This window comes from Candidatus Pantoea symbiotica, from assembly GCF_056491525.1.
The window spans coordinates 753,397-773,820 of sequence record NZ_JBSZHR010000003.1 but is presented as its reverse complement, the minus strand read 5'-3'; the positions used below and the strand labels follow the sequence as shown (position 1 = coordinate 773,820).

Annotated in this window: 22 protein-coding genes; 7 read left to right on the top strand and 15 right to left on the bottom strand. The window is 55.5% G+C overall.

The features are described 5' to 3' along the window. Positions 1 to 103: 103 nt before the first annotated feature. Both ACXIZX_RS24235 and ACXIZX_RS24230 read right to left on the bottom strand, forming a co-directional pair. Positions 104 to 568, bottom strand: coding sequence for a heme-degrading domain-containing protein (locus ACXIZX_RS24235; protein WP_176972027.1), 465 nt, complete (start codon positions 566 to 568; stop codon positions 104 to 106). 82 nt (positions 569 to 650) lie between these two features. After that, entirely contained in the window at positions 651 to 1,001 is a 351-nt protein-coding gene (locus ACXIZX_RS24230) for a cupin domain-containing protein (RefSeq protein ID WP_061719033.1), read from the bottom strand. Positions 1,002 to 1,239: 238 nt separating this feature from the next. On the opposite strand from ACXIZX_RS24230, the gene glsB reads away from it, so the two are divergent. The 3 genes from glsB to ACXIZX_RS24215 all read left to right on the top strand — a co-directional run bounded on the left by glsB (position 1,240) and on the right by ACXIZX_RS24215 (position 4,729). Further along, positions 1,240 to 2,163, top strand: coding sequence for a glutaminase B (gene glsB, locus ACXIZX_RS24225; protein WP_175501710.1), 924 nt, complete (start codon positions 1,240 to 1,242; stop codon positions 2,161 to 2,163). A gap of 346 nt (positions 2,164 to 2,509) precedes the next feature. Next, positions 2,510 to 2,926, top strand: a complete 417-nt coding sequence (locus ACXIZX_RS24220; RefSeq protein WP_479405292.1) for a DUF2946 domain-containing protein — start codon at positions 2,510 to 2,512, stop codon at positions 2,924 to 2,926. A gap of 72 nt (positions 2,927 to 2,998) precedes the next feature. Continuing rightward, positions 2,999 to 4,729 (top strand): DUF2534 family protein, encoded by a 1,731-nt coding sequence (locus ACXIZX_RS24215; protein WP_479405291.1) that lies wholly within the window; start codon positions 2,999 to 3,001, stop codon positions 4,727 to 4,729. A 48-nt stretch (positions 4,730 to 4,777) separates the two neighbouring features. On the opposite strand, the gene ahr (ACXIZX_RS24210) is transcribed toward ACXIZX_RS24215, so the two are convergent. The 3 genes from ahr (ACXIZX_RS24210) to ACXIZX_RS24200 all read right to left on the bottom strand — a co-directional run bounded on the left by ahr (ACXIZX_RS24210) (position 4,778) and on the right by ACXIZX_RS24200 (position 7,354). Continuing rightward, positions 4,778 to 5,794, bottom strand: a complete 1,017-nt coding sequence (gene ahr / locus ACXIZX_RS24210) for an NADPH-dependent aldehyde reductase Ahr (protein WP_479405290.1) — start codon at positions 5,792 to 5,794, stop codon at positions 4,778 to 4,780. 151 nt (positions 5,795 to 5,945) lie between these two features. Next, positions 5,946 to 6,962 (bottom strand): NADPH-dependent aldehyde reductase Ahr, encoded by a 1,017-nt coding sequence (gene ahr / locus ACXIZX_RS24205; RefSeq protein WP_008108001.1) that lies wholly within the window; start codon positions 6,960 to 6,962, stop codon positions 5,946 to 5,948. Between the two features lie 122 nt (positions 6,963 to 7,084). Next, positions 7,085 to 7,354, bottom strand: coding sequence for a hypothetical protein (locus tag ACXIZX_RS24200; protein WP_008107999.1), 270 nt, complete (start codon positions 7,352 to 7,354; stop codon positions 7,085 to 7,087). 280 nt (positions 7,355 to 7,634) lie between these two features. Here ACXIZX_RS24200 and ACXIZX_RS24195 point away from each other — a divergent pair, with 280 nt between their 5' ends. The 3 genes from ACXIZX_RS24195 (at position 7,635) to ACXIZX_RS24185 (ending at position 9,989) form a co-directional block, all read left to right on the top strand. Next, complete coding sequence (locus ACXIZX_RS24195) at positions 7,635 to 8,195, top strand: thioredoxin (protein ID WP_479405289.1); 561 nt, start codon at positions 7,635 to 7,637, stop codon at positions 8,193 to 8,195. A gap of 115 nt (positions 8,196 to 8,310) precedes the next feature. Then, the gene (locus tag ACXIZX_RS24190) at positions 8,311 to 9,234 is read left to right on the top strand and encodes an extracellular solute-binding protein (RefSeq protein WP_479405288.1); all 924 of its coding nucleotides are present in this window, start codon (positions 8,311 to 8,313) and stop codon (positions 9,232 to 9,234) included. Next, the gene (locus ACXIZX_RS24185) at positions 9,234 to 9,989 is read left to right on the top strand and encodes a molybdate ABC transporter permease subunit (RefSeq protein WP_179452431.1); all 756 of its coding nucleotides are present in this window, start codon (positions 9,234 to 9,236) and stop codon (positions 9,987 to 9,989) included. The genes ACXIZX_RS24190 and ACXIZX_RS24185 overlap by 1 nt, the downstream gene beginning before the upstream one ends. Positions 9,990 to 10,022: 33 nt before the next feature. Here ACXIZX_RS24185 and ACXIZX_RS24180 read toward each other — a convergent pair whose 3' ends face one another. The 9 genes from ACXIZX_RS24180 to ACXIZX_RS24140 all read right to left on the bottom strand — a co-directional run bounded on the left by ACXIZX_RS24180 (position 10,023) and on the right by ACXIZX_RS24140 (position 18,187). Next, complete coding sequence (locus tag ACXIZX_RS24180) at positions 10,023 to 10,493, bottom strand: GlcG/HbpS family heme-binding protein (protein ID WP_008109237.1); 471 nt, start codon at positions 10,491 to 10,493, stop codon at positions 10,023 to 10,025. 86 nt (positions 10,494 to 10,579) lie between these two features. Then, positions 10,580 to 11,191 carry a response regulator transcription factor gene (locus ACXIZX_RS24175; RefSeq protein ID WP_179452432.1) on the bottom strand — a complete coding sequence of 204 codons (612 nt, stop codon included), beginning with the start codon at positions 11,189 to 11,191 and terminating at the stop codon, positions 10,580 to 10,582. Positions 11,192 to 11,195: 4 nt separating this feature from the next. Continuing rightward, positions 11,196 to 12,503 carry a sensor histidine kinase gene (locus ACXIZX_RS24170; protein WP_479405287.1) on the bottom strand — a complete coding sequence of 436 codons (1,308 nt, stop codon included), beginning with the start codon at positions 12,501 to 12,503 and terminating at the stop codon, positions 11,196 to 11,198. A 284-nt stretch (positions 12,504 to 12,787) separates the two neighbouring features. Next, positions 12,788 to 13,564, bottom strand: coding sequence for an ABC transporter ATP-binding protein (locus ACXIZX_RS24165; protein WP_061719023.1), 777 nt, complete (start codon positions 13,562 to 13,564; stop codon positions 12,788 to 12,790). Next, complete coding sequence (locus ACXIZX_RS24160) at positions 13,561 to 14,247, bottom strand: ABC transporter permease (protein ID WP_008109229.1); 687 nt, start codon at positions 14,245 to 14,247, stop codon at positions 13,561 to 13,563. Before ACXIZX_RS24160 ends, ACXIZX_RS24165 begins: the two co-directional genes overlap by 4 nt. A gap of 9 nt (positions 14,248 to 14,256) precedes the next feature. Further along, positions 14,257 to 14,976, bottom strand: a complete 720-nt coding sequence (locus ACXIZX_RS24155; protein ID WP_479405286.1) for an ABC transporter permease — start codon at positions 14,974 to 14,976, stop codon at positions 14,257 to 14,259. Between the two features lie 12 nt (positions 14,977 to 14,988). Further along, on the bottom strand, positions 14,989 to 15,837 hold the full coding sequence (locus ACXIZX_RS24150) for a transporter substrate-binding domain-containing protein (protein ID WP_479405393.1): 849 nt from the start codon (positions 15,835 to 15,837) through the stop codon (positions 14,989 to 14,991). A 21-nt stretch (positions 15,838 to 15,858) separates the two neighbouring features. Next, on the bottom strand, positions 15,859 to 17,046 hold the full coding sequence (locus tag ACXIZX_RS24145) for a M20 metallopeptidase family protein (protein WP_479405285.1): 1,188 nt from the start codon (positions 17,044 to 17,046) through the stop codon (positions 15,859 to 15,861). Positions 17,047 to 17,296: 250 nt separating this feature from the next. Beyond that, entirely contained in the window at positions 17,297 to 18,187 is an 891-nt protein-coding gene (locus ACXIZX_RS24140; protein WP_479405284.1) for a LysR substrate-binding domain-containing protein, read from the bottom strand. A gap of 105 nt (positions 18,188 to 18,292) precedes the next feature. Between ACXIZX_RS24140 and ACXIZX_RS24135 the strand changes: the two genes are divergently transcribed. Then, positions 18,293 to 18,997: an SDR family oxidoreductase gene (locus ACXIZX_RS24135; RefSeq protein ID WP_179452436.1), complete on the top strand. Its 705-nt coding sequence runs from the start codon at positions 18,293 to 18,295 to the stop codon at positions 18,995 to 18,997. Positions 18,998 to 19,333: 336 nt separating this feature from the next. On the opposite strand, the gene ACXIZX_RS24130 is transcribed toward ACXIZX_RS24135, so the two are convergent. Beyond that, positions 19,334 to 20,266, bottom strand: a complete 933-nt coding sequence (locus ACXIZX_RS24130; RefSeq protein ID WP_479405283.1) for an AraC family transcriptional regulator — start codon at positions 20,264 to 20,266, stop codon at positions 19,334 to 19,336. Between the last annotated feature and the right edge of the window lie 158 nt (positions 20,267 to 20,424).

The following is a 20,424-nucleotide window of genomic DNA, read 5'->3' as shown; positions in this document are numbered from 1 at the left end:
TCGCCATTTATGGCGACCTAATCCCAGGTGCGCATGAATGCGCACCCTACGAAATCCCTGTAGGGTCGCCATTCATGGCGACCCTTTTTACAGTTATTCTGGATCAACGCAGCAGCTGAGCAATCCCCCACAACGCCAACGCATGATCGTCTTCGGAAGGTAAACCGCTGATGGTGACTGCGCCGATGATCGCGCCCTGAGAAGTGAGCAGCGGGAAGGAACCACCGTGATCGGTGTAATCTTCCTGGCGAGTGTAACCCTGCTGCGCCATCCGCTCGCCTTTCTGCTCATTGAAAAGCCCCACATACATAGATGAATGACCGGTCAGCAGCACGGTATTGCGCTTGCGACGCATCCATTCCAGATTTTCTGGGGCGGATCCTGGCAACGCAGCCAAAAACAGCACCTGTCCAAAAGCATAGACTTCGATAGCCACAGGCGCATTGTCTTCACGGGCGCGCTGCTGAATGCTTTGCCCAATTTGCCACGCTAAATCGAAATCAAACTGCGGTAAACGATGCTCAGCTTCCTGCTGCAGCAGGGTTTCAAGTGACGGGAGCGATGACATGATAGGAACCTCTCAATTTGAAATAAATTTTCCATATTTTATAACATGGAATATATTTTTCGCATGTGATGAGCTTCTCAGTTCAGATTCCGCTAACCGGAATCGCGCCATAATGCACCGCGAGCCACACCGTTGGGCCGCTGCTGTCCGTCCAGTTGACGCGATGGCGGCAGCCTGCAGGAATGTTCACAAAATCGCCGACCCGCAAAATACGCTCCTGCGCTTCCCCTTCCAGCTGCAATCCTGCCGATCCTTGTAAAACCATCACCCATTCACCTTGCGTCTGGCAGTACCAGAAATCCGGCGGACTGACTTGCCCGGTGGAAACGATGCGTTCGATATGCAGATTGGGCTGCGTCAGCAGCGCTTCGAACGTCTCTGCGCTGCCGTTCTGTGCGGCGGCGGGAAAATCGCGAAACAGGTTAGTTATCATCGCGCAGGCTCGACATTTTATGAAATCAGCTCGCACTGTAACGCAGGCTTCACCCAGAAGGCTCACAGAATTTCGCGCCGCCGATTGACGCGCTGCACGCAAATCACCATCATCCTGGCCACGAATGTCCAGACTTGTCAGAGACGTGCGGGTAGGTCGCCAGGAATGGCGCCCCTACGAATGCCCGGCGTCAATTTTCGTAGGGTGCGCATGCATGTGCACCAGCAGGAGCGTGAAGGTGTCGGAACTCAGTAATGCATTGCTAGAAGAGATTGTCAGCGAAGTTCGCCCGCTCACCCAACAGGGAAAAGTGGCGGATTATATTCCGGCGCTGGCCGACGTGGATGCCGACCAGCTCGGCATCGCCATTTGCACGCCTGACGGACGCTGTTTTCAGGCGGGTGATGCCGCGACACGCTTCTCCATTCAATCGATCTCCAAAGTGCTGTCGCTCAGCGTGGCGCTCACCTTGTATGAGGATGGCGAAATCTGGCAACGCGTCGGCAAAGAGCCATCCGGACAGGCGTTTAATTCGCTGGTGCAGTTGGAGCTGGAACAAGGGAAACCGCGCAATCCGTTTATCAATGCCGGTGCGCTGGTGATGTGCGATCTGCTGGAAAGCCGCCTGACAGCACCGCGTCAGCGCATGCTGGAAATTGTGCGTCGTCTGGCGCAGCAAAATGACATCAACTACGACCGCGTCGTCGCGCGCTCTGAATACGAACATTCGGCACGCAATGCCGCGATTGCCTGGCTGATGAAATCCTTTGGCAACTTTCATAACGATGTCAGCAAAGTGATGGAAACCTATTTTCACTACTGCTCGTTAGCGATGAGCTGTGAAGAACTGGCGCGCACCTTCCTCTATCTCGCCAATCAGGGCCGCACACAGGATGATGAATCAGCGGTGATCTCGCCGCGCCAGGCACGTCAGGTGAACGCCTTGATGATGACCAGCGGCATGTACGATGGTGCCGGAGAATTCGCCTGGCGCGTGGGTATGCCGGCGAAATCGGGCGTCGGCGGCGGCATTGTGGCGGTGATCCCCGGAGATATGAGTATCGCCGTCTGGTCGCCCGCGCTGGATCATTCGGGTAACTCCTTAGCAGGCACTGCGCTGCTGGAGAAACTCACCGAGCGGCTGGGAAGATCGATTTTTTAAGGCGTCTTCAATCACCGTACAAGCCGTAGCGGCACAATTTATTGTGCGCTTTGTATCCAGGTGCGCATGAATGCGCACCCTACGGGTTTTTGTAGGGTCGCCATTCATGGCGACCGACCCACGTTAACGTGCATCACGTAATAAGCGCGCCCATTCACTCCTACACCTGGCCCTAATGTTTCCACTCTGTTTTTAACAGGTTGCATTAACGTTAACAGCCGCATCTCTTTAAGTGATTATTTTCAAAAGGTGCGAATTTTTCCTTAAATAACCTCTATTTTTTTAACCCACCATCGGCATTCGCGTTACACTTCCGCCTCATTTACGGAATCATCCACTAGCAACCATGACGTTTACACATCACTTTCGCCAGCGTTTCACTGCCTGCGTCGCCATTGTGGCGGTGCTGCTGCTGTTCGTCGCGCCGATTGTGTCGAAAACGCTTATGGAGCGTCAAAGCCAGCTGCTGGCGATGCCGCAGCACAGCATGATGGATAGCTCAATGAGCCATCATGAAATGATGATGGCGGATATGCCGATGCCCGGCATGAGCCATCACATGATGGACGACGGCGAGTTTGCCTGCGGCTATTGTGATCTGCTGGTGCATGTCCCGCTTTTGATGTGGGTGTTTATTCCGTTCATCTGGCTGATCATGGTGATCTCGCGCGCCCCGCCGCTGCCCCGCGTGGTTGCGCCGATTGTGCGTCGCTTTAGCAGCATTCATCGTCCGCGCGCCCCGCCTGCACCGCTTTCCTGCTGACCCCATTTATTGCAGCGCACGCTCAGCTCGAGCGATGTGCTAAGACAATTTCTTTTTGGAAGGAAGACGGCTTTGTCTGCTGCTCACTCTGCAGCACCGCGCGGCGCGGTGCTTAATTTGCTACGTCGCTTACATTTTTATATTGGTCTGTTTGTCGCCCCGTTCATCTTCGTTGCGGCGCTCAGCGGCACCCTTTATGTGTTAACGCCCCAGCTGGAAAACCTGATTTATGCCGATGCGCTGACTGCTGAACCACACGGCAACGCGCAGCCACTGTCCGCACAAATCAGCGCGGCCCGCGCTTATGCGGGCGAGAATCAGCATATCTACGCGGTGCGTCCTGCGCCGGGCGCAACGGATACCACGCGCGTGCAGTTCAGCGATTCCACGCTCGGTGCATCGCTGTCGCGCGCGGTGTTTATCGATCCTCATAGCCTGAAAGTGAAAGGCGATATGCCGGTTTACGGCACCAGCGGCGTGCTGCCGCTGCGCACCACCATCGACTTGCTGCACAGCAGCCTGCTGCTCGGCGATTTCGGTCGCAACTACAGCGAGCTGGCGGCGTCCTGGCTGTGGGTAGCCGCGCTGGGCGGCGTGGTGCTGTGGCTGGGAACGCGTCCGAAACGTAAGCTAAAACAGCCACGCAGCGGTTTCGCCTTCAGCCGCCACTGGCACGTTACACTCGGTCTGACGCTGGCAATCGGTTTGGTGTTCTTCTCGGTGACCGGCCTGACGTGGTCGCAATGGGCGGGCGGCAATATCGATCGCATGCGTACTGAACTGAACTGGTTGACGCCACAGGTGAATACCTCGCTCAACAGCGATACACCTGCTGCACCGGCCGATCCACACGCCGAGCATAGGGCGGATATGTCGGGCATGAGTATGCCGATGTCATCCATGACCAAACCAGCGGCGGCACCCGCCAAACCGGTGCGTAATAACGCCGCTGATGCCGACTGGGATCGCGTGCTGCATGCGGCGCGTCAGGATGGACTGAGCGCGGCGAAGCTCGAACTGCGTCAGCCGAAAAGCGCCGACAAAGCGTGGGCGGTAACGGAAATCGATCGCAGCTGGCCAACGCAAGTGGATGCGGTGTCGGTGAATCCGCAGGACTTTAGCGTGGTGGATCACGTCTACTTTGCCAGTTTCCCGCTGGTGGCGAAGCTCACGCGCTGGGGCGTGGATGCGCATATGGGCGTGCTGTTTGGTTTGCCTAATCAGCTGCTGCTGGCGTTCTTTGGCCTCGGTTTGTGCAGCATGATTGTGCTCGGTTATCGCATGTGGTGGATTCGCCGGCCAAAAGATGTGGAAGCGAATCCGGCACAAACCCTGACCGAAACCTGGATGGCGTTGCCGCATTACGCCAAAGGTGCCTGGTTGATGCTGGCGCTGGCGCTGGGTTATGCGCTGCCGGTGATGGGCGCGAGTTTGCTGGCGTTCCTGCTGCTGGATATTATGCGCTGGCGCAAACAGCAACGCGCCCCGCTCGATGAAGCGGCGCTGCTGGCCTCACAGCAATCTCCGCTGGGCATCATTCGCGCGCGATTTGCCGTGAAGCGTAAAGAGATGCGCTACTTCCTGCGCGGTTTGTTTATTCTGGCGCTGATTGTCGGCACGGTGATGAGCAATGCAATTATCGGCGGCGTCATCGATCAATATGGCATTCCGTTCAGCCACTGGTCGCTGACCATGTACATCACGCAAGGCTTTATGATTGCGTTGTACACCACGGTGTTTACCGCACTAACGTCAATTCCGCTGTGGTATTTCTTCCTCGGCGAAAAGGATGACCGAGGCTGATTTCGTAGGGTCGCCATTCATGGCGACCTTATTACCAACCGCACCGTGTTAAAAATCTGCTTTCAACACCACGCGATAGTTCGCTTTCCCGGCACGCACATGCTCCAGCGCTTCATTCACCTGCGACATCGGGAACGCTTCCACTTGCGGCGCAATATCAGTACGCGATGCCAGCTTCAACAACGCCCGCAGCTGTCCCGGCGAACCGGTTGACGATCCGGTTAACGCGCGGTCGCCAACAATCAAATTAAACGCCGGCACTTCAAACGGCTTCATTACCGCGCCCACAGTATGGAACGCGCCACGGCGCGCCAGCGCCTGATAGTACGGCTTCCAGTCCAGATCCACCGCCACGGTGCTGATGATTAGATCAAACTGCCCTGCCAACTCGCTCAGCGCCTGCGGATCGCGGCTGTTCACCACCCGATCGGCACCCATCGCTTTAATCGAATCGGTTTTCGCGGCTGAAGAACTGAATGCGGTGACGTGCGCGCCCATCGCCCGCAGCAGTTTGATCGCCATATGGCCTAAACCACCAATGCCGATCACGCCAACGCGGCTGGTGGCGGAGATATTGTGCATTAACAGCGGTTTAAACACCGTAATGCCGCCGCACAGCAACGGCCCGGCGGTGGCAATATCCAGCGCGTCCGGCAGTGGAATCACCCACTGCCAATTAGCGCGCAGGTGGCTGGCAAATCCGCCGTGATTATTGATGGTGGAGGTTTTACCGTTTTCGCAGTTCACCTGATCGCCTTCGATACAGGCATCGCAGTGCTGGCAGCTTTTCGCCGTCCAGCCAATGCCCACGCGCTGACCGATGTGCAGCCCTTTGTTTTGCGCCGTATCACCCAAAGCCACCACGCGGCCAATTACTTCGTGACCCGCAATCAGCGGATAGCGCGAGCCGCCCCATTCGTTATCGATCATCGACAAATCAGAATGGCAGACGCCGCAATAATCCACCGCGACCTGCACATCTTCAGCGGCCAGTGGACCGGCATCGTATTCGTAAGGCACCAGCGCCTCACCCGCTTGCAGAGCGGCATAGCTGGAAATTTTCATTGCTGTCCTCGGTTTGGATTGGCTGACAGTAGTTTATCAAAGCGATGCGTAATTATATGCCGAACAATCAGGGGATTAAGATAGTGAATGCTGTTTGGGAGGGAGGTGCGATAGGTAAATCGGTGCGCATTATTGCGCACCGAACAACGTATTAAAAATCTGCTTTCAACACTACGCGGTAATTGGCTTTACCCGCGCGCACATGGTCCAGCGCTTCGTTGATTTTGGACATTGGGAACTCTTCCACCTGCGGCGCGATATCCGCACGCGATGCCAGTTTCATCAGTGAACGCAGCTGGCCTGGTGAACCGGTAGAGGAACCGGTCACCGCGCGATCGCCCATAATCAGGCTGAACGCCGGTACTTCAAACGGCTTCATCACCGCGCCGACGGTGTGGAATTTACCGTGCGGCGCCAGCGCCTGGAAGTACGGCGCCCAGTCGAGATCGACTGCTACCGTGCTGATGATCAAATCAAACTGCCCAGCCAGCGCATTCAGCGCCTGCGGGTCGCGGCTGTTAACCACGCGGTCCGCGCCCATCGCTTTGATCGACTCGGTTTTGCTGGCGTTGGAGCTGAATGCCGTCACTTCTGCACCCATTGCACGCAGCAATTTAATCGCCATGTGGCCCAGGCCGCCGATACCGATCACGCCGACGCGGCTGGTTGCTGTGACATGATGCATCAACAGCGGTTTAAACACGGTGATGCCGCCACACAGCAGCGGACCGGCCGAAGTGTAATCCATCGCTTCCGGCAGCGGGATCACCCATTGCCAGTCGGCGCGCAGATGGCTGGCAAAGCCGCCTTTGTTCATGATGGTTGGCACTGAACCGTTTTCACAGTTGACGTGCTCGCCATTGATACAGGCGTTACAGTGCTGGCAGCTTTTGGCCGTCCAGCCGATGCCCACGCGCTGGCCCACTTTCAAGCCTTTGTTTTGCGCCGCATCGCCTAAGGCGCTGATGCGACCAATCACTTCGTGGCCGGCAATCACCGGGAACGAGGAGATGCCCCACTCGTTATCAATCATCGACAAATCTGAGTGACAAACACCGCAGTAATCGACCTCAACCTGCACCTCTTCAGCAGCCAGTTCACCAGCTTCGTACTCGTGAGGCACCAGCGCTTCACCCGCGTTCAAGGCGGCATAACTTTTGATTTTCATTACTGTCCTCTGTATCCAGGTTTTTGACAGGGCAAGTCTAGCAGAGCGTGTTTCCCGCTCTTGACCATAAATCCGTCACTTAGCCGCTTTAACGCGTTTAAACCGCTGAAAAGCATCAAGGGTTAAAGCGGATCGTGATTAATCGGCGTGCGATAGGCGACGCGCGCCTCTTCAATCAGTTGGCTGGCGGTTACCGTTGGCGGCAAGCGCGTTAGCACTCTGCTCGCTTGCCAGTAACACAACACCATGAGTTCATCGGATTCGCTCTCCGCCATCTCCAGCAGCCGCTCACGCAGAGTGGGAACGTCCAGCGTTTGATGTTCGTCCATTAACTCAGCAATGGTTTCGTTGAGAACCTGATGAATGATTTTCCAGGAGAGATTGGCAAACACATTGAACCTCGATGCTCTTAACGTTTGGCTCCAGGCAAATGAACTAAAAATGCTACAAGTATGAAGGTTGAAACAGGATTAACTATAGCCGCTTATTTTCTGTGCAAAGCCGCTACGGGCCGAGTTTCTTGTAGCTCGCGGATCTATAAAACGATTTTTCTTTCGCCACTTTTGCAGCAATCGAATGGCTTTGTAACAAAAAAGCACAAGCCCGCGCTGGCTGTCAGCGCAGCGCTTTGCCAAAGTAAGGCAACTTTTATCGCTGCAACAGGGAATTACCATGAGCCAATCCACCGCATTACACGCCGATCCGCTGGTTTGGGGCCACGGCCCGAAAGTGTTTGAAGTATTTCTGGAACCCACTTGCCCGTTCTCTGTGCGCGCATTCAACAAGCTCGACGCGCTACTAAAATTAGTGGGCGAAGAGAAGATGACGTTAAAAATCCGTTTGCAATCACAGCCATGGCATATGTATTCCGGCGTGATTGTGCGATACATCCTTGCCGCCTCAACCTTGCCTGAAGGCAAAGCAGCAGCCAAAAAGGTGCTGCAAGCGGTGGCCGATCATCGTGAAGAGTTTGAGTTTACCGATCACAGCCATGGCCCGAATATGGACGCCACGCCGAATCAGATTCTCGATCGTCTGGAGCAGTACAGCGGCGTTAACGCACGGGAACCATTCCTGCGTGCCGAACTGCAAAATGAGATCAAATGGCACAGCAAATATTCGCGGCAAAATGGCATCCACGTTTCACCAACCTTTATTACCAACGGTTTGGTGCAGCTGGATATCGGTAGCGGCGACGAGATTGAATCCTGGGCCAAACGCATTCTTGCCTAAGCGCGTCGGCCCGTTGTGGCGGGCCTTTGGTATGATTTCGCAATAGATTTTCGCTTGCACTGCTGATGACAACTCCGATAATCGTTATCTACCTAATTATATAGCGAGAAAGGGAATGCGATTTACTCACCTCACCGCGCTGCTGCTCACTGCCGGCGCGGGCTTTAGTCTGCATGCACAAGCGAATACCGATATCCGCGTGACCTACGCCGGTTCCATGGGCAAAGTGATGGACCAATCATTAGGTCCAGCCTTTGCTAAACAAAATAACGGCAAGTACGAAGGTCAGGGCCAGGGCGCCTATGGCATGGCACGTTTGCTGGCGAGCAAAAAAATCATCGCCGATGTGTTTGTTTCCATCACGCCGGGGCCGATGCAGATCCTGAAAGATGCCGGATTGATTGATGATGCAATTCCGGTGGCGAGCACCAGCATGGTGGTAGCGTATAGCCCGAAAGGAAAATACGCGCAGCAGTTCGCGCAGGGCAAAGGCAGCGACGCCAGCTGGCTGAAGGTACTGGCAACGCCGGGCATTAAGTTTGGTCGCACCGATCCGATCAACGATCCAAAAGGTCAGAACATCATCTTTACCCTGCTGCTGGCCGAGAAGTATTACCAGCAGCCGGGCATCGCCGATAAAATTATGGGCGGCTATCAAAATCCGGCACAAACCCATCTGGAAGGCGGCCTGCTAACGCGGCTGGAAAGCGGCCAGGTTGACGCTGCAGCCGGTTACGAGAGCGAAGTGATCTCCGCGCATCTGCCATATGTGGCACTGCCCGACGAGATTAATCTGAGCAATCCGGCGATGGCAAAACAGTGGTACGACACGGTGAGTTTCAGCGTGAAAGACAGCGCGGGCAAAGACAAAGTGCTGCACACGCAGCCGCTGGTTTACTACGCCGCTGTGTTAAAAAACGCCCCGCACGGCACCGCAGCCGGCAAAGCCTTTGTCGATTTTATGCTGAGTCAGCCGGGTCAGGCGCTGTTTAAACAGAATGGCTATGCCGCGCCGAAAGGCGGTTCGATCTACCCATAATGAAAACCCGTCACGCCACCGCGCTGTGGCTGTCACTGCCAGCACTGCTATTGCTGGCGGTGCCTTTTCTCACGCTGATTGGCGTCACCAACTGGCAGCATCTGCAACTGGCGTGGGGCGATGGCAATGCTATCGCTACGTCGCTCGGTTTGGGTGTGATCGCGCTATTGCTGATTTTTGTCAGTGGATTGCCGCTGGCATGGTGGCTGTCGCAGGCGCGCGGTCGGATGCGGTTAATCGTCGAACTACTGGTGATGATCCCACTGCTGACGCCGCCGCTGGCGATGGGGATTTTGTTGGTGAGCGCTTACGGGCCGTATAGCTTGCCGGGCGAGTTGCTGGGGAAGTTTGGCTGGACGCTGGTGAATAATCCGGCCGCGTTTATTCTGGCACAATGGTACGGCGCGTTGCCCTACTTCGTCACCACCGCACGTTCGGCGTTTGCCGGTGTGCCAAAGCCGATTCTGGAAGCGGGCCGCACATTGGGCGCGTCGCCGTGGCAGCGTTTCTGGCGTTTATCGATCCCGCTTGCTGCGCCGGGGCTGGCAACCGCCAGCGCACTGGCGTGGGCGCGTGCCATGGGCGAGTTTGGCATCGTGATGATCTTCGCCTATTTCCCGCAGGGCATGCCGGTTCAGCTTTATAACAACCTGCAAAATAACGGCATCGATGCGGTGTATGTGCTGCTGTGGTTGCTGCTGCTGTTTACCTTGCCGATGCCGCTGATCTGTTTTGCGCTGTCACGCCGCATGTAACCAAGTCGCCATGAATGGCGACCCTACTCTTTGTTATAACGCTTTCAGCGCATCCATCGCACAGGCTTCATCCAGATTGCCGCCCGGCGCGCCGCCGATGCCGATTGCGCCAATTACCTGATCGCCGCTTTTCACCGGCACACCACCCGCCAACAGCAGGAAGCCAGGAATATCACGCATATTCTGCGCACCAGCATTATTCTGCGCCGCTTCCATCACTTTACCGCTTGGGTTTTTGGTGCTGAGCGCGGTGTACGCTTTCATCTGGCTGGCTTCCACGGTGTGCGGACCGGCGTTATCCATGCGCTGCACCGCTTTTACCACACCGGCACGATCAACCACGGTCACGGCAACGTTGTAGTTTTTCGCCGCGCACGACTGAATCGCGGCGCTTGCCAGCTTCTGTGCGTCAGCCAGTGAAAGGTTGGATTCGGTTAATGCCGCGTGGCTGCCGAAGGAAACAAAGGCCGCCGCAGCGGCAATCAGAGAAAGGCGGATGTTCATGTGTCACTCCTGTTTAATAGTGAGTGACACTTTAGAGCGCGGCAGAGAAAAGAAATATTCGGGCGATTACCCGTTCATCCAGGTAGTTATACCTGGTTCAGCTGCTGCCATGCGTGAATCAGTTGCGCGAGATTATTGAGTTCCAGTTTGGCAAACACTGCCGCACGGTGCGCTTCCACGGTGCGCGGTGACAGCGATAAATCACGCGCAATCTCTTTGCTGGTTTGCCCGGCAATCATCAGCTGCATCACTTCAGTTTCACGCGCCGATAGCTGCGCAAACCGCGCCTGCAATCCCTGTTGTGACTGCCAGCGCTCGGCACGTTGTTCACTCTCGTTGAATGCCAAATGAATGGTTTCCAGCAGCGGTTCTATATCCAGCGGCTTGGTGTAAAACTCAAACGCGCCCTGACGAAATGCACGACGACAGGCATCAATGGTGCCGTGACCAGTCATGATGATCACTGGCAGCAGCGGATGGCGATCGCCCTGCTCTGCTAGCCAGCTCAGGCCGCTAATACCCGGCATGCGCACATCTAGCAGCAAACAGCCGCGCAGCGGTTCCTGCGCTTGCGTGGCCGCTTCAAATGCGGCCAAATCGGCAAAATCGGCCACGTCATATTCCAGCGTTTTAAGCAGAAAACCGAGCGATTCACGCACGGACAAATCATCATCCACTAACCAAACCTTTGCGACCATTCCGTTACTCCGCCAGTTGGAAAATTAAGGTAATCTCCGCGCCGCCTTCGGCGCGATTTGCCAGCCGCAGCTGGCCGTTCATGCGTAACATCAAGCTCTCGACCAGCGTCATGCCTAATCCCATGCTATTGGCGCGTGAGCTGTAAAACGGCATGCATGCCTGCGCTAATCCTTCCGCAGAGAAGCCGGGACCGTTATCGCTGATGATGATTTTGATGCCGTGTGGAATATGTTCCGATGCAATATTCACCCATGCATCGGGACGTCCGTGCTGCATGTGAATGGCATTTTGCAACAGGTTGTGGAACACCTGTTCCAGCCAATGTGGATCGCTCAGCACTTTCGCCTGACCGTGCTGCAACTGCTGACGCAGCGCGACATCGCCATCATCCAGTTCCTGTTGCAGCAGCAGCGTCACGCGCCGCCAGATGGCTTCCGGATTCACGGCGGTCATTGCCACCGGACGTTCGCTCACGATGTCGCGAAAACGTTGCAGCAACGCCGCGAGGCGCTCGGTTTGCAAGCTCATCGCGTTAAGCGCCTGCGGCAGATTTTCGTGTTTACCCTGCTTCAACAGTAACTGACTGCTATGCAACCAAGTGTTAATGGCGGTCAGCGGCTGGTTGATTTCATGAATGATGCCGGCGGTAAACTCGCCCAGCGCTTCACGCCGCGTACGCTGGAAATAGTCCGCGCGCAGGCGCATCTCCACATGCTGACGCCAGTGACGCAACAGCCACCAGCCCAGGCCGCCAATCACCAGCCACAACAGCAGCGCCAGCGTAAATGGCAGCATATGCAGCGCACGCCAGTCAGGATTGGCGCTGCCTTTCAGCAAGAACGGCTGATAGTGATTGATGAACGGCCGCTGCCATTGCCAACGCGCCGAGTCCGAATAGTTCACCGTTTGCATGGCGGGCGGCGCGTGGATATGAAAAGCCAGCGCCAGCGCCACATCCGAGGTTTGCAGGGCAAAGTGCAAATCGATCAGCATGCGGATCTGGCGGTAAGGGTTGTAGAGCCAATAGCGTCCACCGCTGACTTCTTCAAAACGTGGCGCGGTTAACGGACGATTTACGGTGTGTTCCAGCAGGACAAGCTGCGGGAATTTGCTCTGCAAAGCAGCGAGATCCTCATCGCCATTCAGCAGCGGCAACAGCGTTTCATTCTGCGTTTGATAGGCGGCAAGGCGGTTAAATTGCTGATTAAATTGCGCCTCGCCCACACGCTGCTGCTGCAAAATTTGATCGGCAAATAACGCTATCAAGGTGATCAGCGTTAACAGTAGCCAGACCAGCCAATACCTTTTCATCCATGGTCGGTAAGTGTGCGGCATAGAATTCCGTGGTTATGCAGTAAAGAAGTACTCCGGCAAAGGAGGCCTGACTAAAGTCAAACGTTGTAACCCGCGCCGTATTGGGATTCAACGACTTTTCCCGGTCGGCGCGTGTTTTCAGAAGTCTGCCTGGCGCGCGGTCGCTGCTATTCGGACCACCCGCTGCAACAGCAATGGCTTTGATTAAGAGGAAATAAAGGGAAAACATAAGGCGCACCAGCTCACTCACATAGCTGGTGCACAGGGAAAGGGAATTGTTGTTAACTATTGCGCTGTAAGTGACTACTCACAAATGCGCGACAGCGCGCGGAGATGGGATCGCTGAACACTTGCTGTGGCGAACCGGCTTCTTCGATTTTGCCCTGATGCAGAAACACCGCTTTGTTCGAGACATCGCGCGCGAAGCCCATTTCATGCGTGACGATGATCATGGTGCGCCCCTCTTCCGCCAGGCTGCGAATCACGCGCAGCACTTCGCCCACCAGCTCGGGATCAAGCGCTGAAGTCGGCTCATCAAACAGAATCGCCTTCGGCTGCTGCGCCAGCGCACGGGCAATCGCCACGCGCTGTTGCTGACCACCCGAAAGCTGCGATGGCCACGCGTTGCGCTTTTCGTACAGACCCACTTTTTGCAGCAGCGCTTCGGCCTCTTCAATCGCCTCTTTGCTGCTGCGCTTCTGCACATGAATCGGCGCTTCGATGATGTTCTGCAGTACAGTTTTATGCGGCCACAGATTGAAGCTCTGGAAGACAAAACCGAGTTGCATGCGCATCAGCTTGATACGACGCTGCTGCTCGCGGCTGAGCTTCTCGTCGGGATTATCGATAGTGACCACTTCGTCACCCACCGCAATTTCCCCGCCCTGCGGCACTTCTAAAAACGGAATGCAGCGCAGCAAGGTACTTTTGCCCGAGCCGCTGGCACCAATCAGCGAAATCACGTCGCCATCCTGCGCCGTCAGGCTGATATCGTGCAGCACTTCGTGCCCGCTATAACTTTTTCTGAGATGACTCAGGGCGATAGTGGGTTTACTCATGGACGTGCTCCAACGTGATAAGGGGACAAACGGCGCTCCAGCAGCGCCACCGCTTTACTCACCAGCACGGTCAGTAGCAGATAGATAATCGCCGCGCTGATAAACACCTCCAGCGCGCGGAAAGTCTCAGAGACAATGGAATCAGCGATGCCGGTCATCTCCATCAGGCTGATGGTGCTGACCAGCGAGGTCGATTTAATCATCGAGATAATTTCATTACTGTATGCCGGCAAAGCCTGGCGCACCGCCAGCGGCAGCGTGATGCGACGCAGCGTGGTAAAGCGCGACATGCCGCTCACTTTGGCCGCTTCCAGCGACTGTACGCTCACGGCGTTAAGCCCGCCGCGCAGAATCTCCGAGGTGTAAGCCGCATCGTTAAGCACCAGCGCAATCAAACCGCACCAGTAAGGATCGCGTAGCAGCGGCCACAGCACGCTTTCACGCACCGCTGGCAAGCTGCCGAGGCCGTAATAGATCATGAAGATCTGAATCAGCAGCGGCGTGCCGCGAAACACCCAGACGTAGAAACGCGTAACGTAGCTTCCGAAGCGATTTTGGCGCAGCAGATTGAGCAGCAGCGCCAGCACGCCGCCACCTAACAAAGATAACAGCGCCAGATTGAGCGTGAGCGGCAGGCCGCGCAGCAACGCAGCTAAGGTGTGCTGCAGGAAAGTGACATCCATCGTGGCTCCTTACAACCGCGCGCGTTGTTGCCCGCGCATGGCCACTTTTTCCACATAGCGGAAAACAAGATCGGAACAGGTGGTGATGATCAGGTAGATCACCGCGCCAACGCTGTAGAAGAAGAACGGCATTTGCGTCGAGTTCGAGGCGGTGGAGATTTGGTTCATGGTTTCCACTAAGCCGGTGACTGAAACCAGCGCCGACTCTTTGATCACCGATTGCCACTGATTTCCCATGCCCGGCAGCGCGGTTTTCAGCGCCTGCGGCACAATCATGCGGCGGAACAGCATCAAACGGCCCATGCCGGTTACCGTTGCGGCTTCCAGCGTCCCTTTCGGGATCGCGTAGAACGCGCCGCGGAACACACTACTTTGATAGGCGCCGGAAATCAGGCCGATGGCAATCGCACCCGCGACAAAGCCGTTCACATCAAACGGTCCTTGCAGGCCAAGACTTTCCCCGACAAACGACACCACCTGACGTCCACCAAAATAGAACAGGTAGATCACCAGCAGCTCAGGCACACCACGAAACAGCGTGATGTAACCGTTGGCAAGACGCTGTTGCCAGCGCCCGCCACCAATCTGCATCCAACACAACAAGCTGCCGAGAATTGCGCCCAGCAGCCATGCACATAATGAAACGGTGACGGTCACCGTGGCGGCGTTAAGCAACACGCCGCCCCAACCTTCGTCACCAAAACCTAAGATTTGCCAATCAATAGCCATAAGCGCCTGGAATTACTCTTTAGGTGCGACGTTTTCGCCGAACCATTTTTCAGACAGCTGCTTCAGCGTGCCATCTTTGATCATTGAATTTAACGCGTTATCCAGCGCCGCCTTCAGCTCAGGATTGTTTTTCTGAATCGCGATGGCTGAACCCTGGCCCAACACGCCGCCCGAGAAACCGTAACCGGTACTGTTAACGGTATCCGCATGCTTTTTCACATAGGCATTCAGGTTGGTGCGTGACGCCATTACCGCATCAACGCGGCCGTTCAGCAGATCGGCGAAGGTTTCCGGTCCGGCCTGATAAGTACGAATCGTTGCCACATCCGCCAGATATTTGTTGAGGAAATCCGCCTGAATGGTGGCAACCTGCACAGCGATGGTTTTGCCTTTGAATTTGGCTTTCAAAGCATCGATAGATTTGGTCATGCCAGCTTCGTCATCCGCCAGCACCACTTCGCCATTGCCTGGCAAGGTATCAACCGCGCTGCCCTTCAGAGTGACGAAACCTGAAACACTCACGGTGTACTGGCGAGAGAAATCCACCACTTCTTCACGCTTCGGCGTGACGGTCACGGCATCGATCACCGCGTCATATTTGCCGTCGACCAAACCCGGAATCATACCGGACCATTTCTGCGCCACGATTTCGTATTTGAAACCGGCACGTTTAGCGATTTCAGCCACCATATCCGGCTCATAACCAACGATTTTGCCGTTCGGCGTGGATTGGTTAAACGGAGGATAGGCAGCTTCAGTGGCGAATTTCAGCGTACCAAAATCTTTTGCCTGCACCAGAGCGGAAGTGGCAAGCAGCAGCATGCCCACAGAAGCGGTAAACAGTCCTTTACGCATCATCAGAAAACCTCGAAGTTCGTTATTTTAAGAGAGTAAATCAATGGCTAAACGGGCTAATGCCTGCGTGCCGGCATGGATACTGCGCTCGTCGGGTTGGTAATCCGAATTGTGCAGATGGTCGTCGCGTCCCGGTGCACCGGATCCAATGTGGATCTGGCAACCTGGCGCGCGCTCGGTAAACAGCGAGAAATCTTCAGCACCAAAGCTGGCGCTCGGCTTGGCGACAATAGCCTTACCAAACTGGTGCGACAAAATCGGTTCCAGCGCATCAATCAGCGCATCGTCGTTCATTAACGGCGGTACGCCGCGCTGGTAATTGACCTCAACGCGCACATTCAGCGACAGCCCGACGCCCGCGCAAATACGTTTGAACGCCTCTTCGATATGCGCACGCGCCGCCGGTGATTTGGCGCGTACCGTGCCCTGAATCAGGCAGCTATCGGAAATGATGTTGTGCGTGCTGCCGCCATGAATGTGGCCGATGGTCAGCACTGCCGAGTTGGCGGGATCGAGCTCGCGCGAAATAATGGTTTGCAGCTGGCTGACCAGATTCACGGCGGCAATGATCGGATCGGTTCCCATGTGCGGACGGGCGGCGTGCGTTGATTTACCGTGCACCACCACATCAAACTCGTCGCTTGAAGCGGTGCTGGCACCGCGTGTTAAGCCAATTTCGCCGGCGGCCAGTTCCGGTTTGTTGTGCAGCGTGATGGCAAGATCGACACCATCTGCCGCGCCATCGGCGATCATCGCCTCGGCACCGCTATCGGGCGTCTCTTCTGCTGGCTGGAAAATCAAACGCAAGGTGCCATGCAACTGCGCGCGATAGTGTGGCACAATCGCCGCCACGCCAAGCATGGTCGCGGTGTGAATATCGTGGCCGCAGGCGTGCATTTTGCCGGGATATTGGCTGCTAAAAGGTAAGCCGGTTTGTTCATGGATTGGCAATGCATCCATGTCCGCACGTAACAGCACGGTTTTACCGGGATACGCGCCGACAATATCGACCATCACGCCGGTTCTGCCGACGCCGGTCTTCGGCGTTAAACCCAGGCGCAGCAGCTCCTGCTCAACAATGTGGGCTGTGCGGACGGTGTCGAAACCCAACTCCGGATGCGCGTGAATGTCACGGCGGATGGCGATGAGATGCGCCTGCATGCTTTCGCTTTTGGCGCTGATGTCCCTGGCTAAAACATCTTTATGATCGGTCATATGCAAAGATCTTTATTCAGGCGCGAGCCTGGCCTTTATGGCATTTTTATTAAAATTGACTCCGTATTTATTCACAGCATCCGACAGAATGCAACGCGCAATCCTTCGCTTTACTTGCTGAATTTTCGCGATATTTTGCTAATTCACTGCGTTAGCAGGATAAAACCCCACATCTGCATCATTAAGCAGTTATAACATTCATGATCCCATGCGGATCATCAGTTTTACTGATTTCGTTATTGAACAATAATCAGCCGCTAACCTGCGCTAAAAGCCATTCGCGCACCGCCATCACCGGTGCTTGTTCGCGCGGACGGCGCGGCCACACCAGATACCAACCGGCATCCATGGTCATTTGCTGCGCAAACGTCGGCACCAAACGTCCGCTGGCCAGATCGTTCTGCACGAAATGCGGGCTGGTGAGCGCAATGCCCTGCCCGCTGATCGCCGCTTCCAGCGCCAGCGCGGTTTGATTGAAACGCAGGTGATGCTGATGATGTAGCGATACATGCGGGAAGGTAAACGCCAGAAATGCGGGCCAAAGATGATGACCGTCGTGTAGCAAGGCGTAGCGCAGACAGTTATCGCTTTCGGCCGGATCGCCCAGCTCGGCAAGCAGCGCCGGACTCACCACCGCTAATACCGTTTGGCTAAACAATAAAGTGGCATCCAGACCCGCGCCAAACGGCGGCCTGCCGTAGCGCACAGCTAAATCGACGCCTTCATGATGAAACTGCACCAGCCGCTCAGAAGCCAGCACGCGCAGATCGATATCCGGCCACGCGGCGGTAAAACCCGGTAAGCGCGGCAGCATCCAGCGGCTGGCAAAGGTGGGCGTTACGCTCAACGTTAAGCGATTCGGTTCCGGACGCAGCGTGCGCGTGGCCTCATCGATCAATTCAAACGCCTGGCGAATACTGACCGCATAACCTGCACCCGCGCCGGTTAGCGCCAGCGTGCGCGGCAATCGATCAAACAATTTCAGCCCAAGGCTGGCTTCCAGACCGCGAATTTGTTGCGCCACCGCGCCCTGCGTCACGCCTAACTCTTCCGCCGCCAGACGAAAATTAAGATGCCGCGTCACCGCTTCAAACACTTTCAACGCATTAAGCGGCGGCAGCTCGCTGAATCCCTGGCTCATCCTGTAGTTTTCCTATCGTCAATTGGCAAACAGACTGACTCTCTGCTGCCGAAATTACCTTTTATACTGGATTTAATCGATTTTTAATTAACAGGAAGATCAATGATGACAGTAGAAAAAGTGGCAGTAATCGTTGCTGGTGGCAGCGGCATGGGTGCAGCAGCAGCGGAGAAACTGGCGAGCGACGGCTTTAAAGTGGCGATCCTCTCTTCATCCGGCAAAGGTGAAGCGCTGGCGGAGCGGCTGGGTGGCTTGGGCGTGACGGGTTCCAATCTGTCGGTTGCAGATCTGCAGAAGCTGGTGGATCAAACGCTGGCGCGTTGGGGCCGCATTGATGTGCTGGTGAACAGCGCCGGTCATGGTCCGCGCGCGCCGATTCTGGAATTAACCGACGAGCAGTGGCAGCTCGGCATGGAAACCTACTTTTTGAATGTGGTGCGCGCCACGCGTCTGGTCACGCCAGTTATGCAGAAACAGGGCGGCGGCAGCATTATCAACATCTCATCCGCGTGGACGTTCGAGCCAACCGATATGTTCCCAACCTCAGCGGTGTTCCGTGCCGGGCTGGCATCCTTCACCAAAATCTTCGCCGATACTTACGCGGCCGATAACATTCGCATCAACAATGTGCTGCCTGGCTGGATCGATAGCTTGCCGAAAACCGACGAACGTCGCGACAGCGTGCCATTACAGCGTTACGGTACGTCTGCAGAAGTGGCAGCAACCATCGCCTTCCTGGCATCGCCTGGCGCGGCCTATATTACTGCTCAGAATATTCGTGTTGATGGCGGCGTGACGCGTAACGTTTAGCCAGCAAATGTCTGGAATTCAGCCGCACAGGGATCCGCGCCCTGTGCGGCTTTTCTTTATCTGTGGTTTAAATTCCAGGCAAAAAACAAGACTGGTCTCGTCGATTTCATTACCCACAAAAAGACAGAATAGTCTGATTCGCTGACAGGTATTTCTTACTTCAGCCAACAAACTTTCTTCTAAAATTCTGATTTGAGGTCGCTATGCAATCGATTTTACGTTCACGTTTTTCTGCTTTTCTGACAGTAGAACGCCGTTTAGTTTGGAAAATGATGTTTACCGGCTGCGCGGTATTCTGGATTTTGATGGTCGTTGCCATCATGAGCATTCGCTAAGTTAATGCACCTGTAATCGGCCGGACAGCTGCTCCGGCGGTAACAACTCAAACGCTCGCTTCATCTCCCGCGCCTCTTCTGCCGGACTGCGACCAAACATCCGTTTGAACTCACGATTAAACTGCGAATCACTTTCATAGCCGACGCGCGCTGCGGCACCAGCGGCAGTGAGATTGTCGCGGATCATCATTAAACGCGCCTGATGCAAACGCAGCGATTTTAGATATTGAATCGGCGAGGTTTGCGTCACCGTTTTAAAATGCAGATGGAAACGCGGCACGCTCATCCCGGCTTCATTCGCCAGATGTGGTACATCCAGCGGCTGACGCCAGTCGGCATGGATGCGCTGCAAAGCACGCGCGATACGACCAAAATGGCCTTGATAGGTTAACGCCGCACGCACCGCACCGCCCTGCTCGCCTATCAATACGCGAAAACAGATCTCTTCGACGCGCGCCGGTCCCAACACTTTGGCTTCAAGCGGATCGCTCAACGCTTCCAGTAAACGCAACGTGCTCTCCGCCAGCGTTTCGTTGATCGGTGTTGAGATGATGCCCGCCGGCGTAGCGGTTACCGCCGTTTCACTGTTGGCCAGTTGCGCCACCAGCCGCGCCACCATGGCAACATCCAGACGAACAGCGATGCCTAGCAGCGGCTCTTCTGATGTGGCTTCCGTCTCAGCAGAAAACGGCAGTGGCACCGACAACACCAGATAATGTTGCGCGTCGTAGCGATACATTTTGTCTGCAAGAAACGCGCGTTTCGATCCCTGACAAATAATAATGATGCTCGGCTCATACAATACCGGCGTGCGCGCCCACTGCCGATCGGCGCGCATAAAGCGCACACTATCGAGCAGCGATTCGGTATAGCCTTCCTGGCGCGCGAGCTGGCTGAGTAAAGCGCAGGTGCGCTGTTGCACGGTTTGCGGCATTAACAATTTCCTCAGAGAGATTCAGGCAAAGCATAGCTGTGTAAATCGTGGCTGCACAATGCACACGAGAGAATCAGGCAAAGATGCGCCACAATCCGGTCTGTTGCGCACTGTGTGATTTATCAACAATAGCCTCGTCAACTCAACGAGGAATGCAT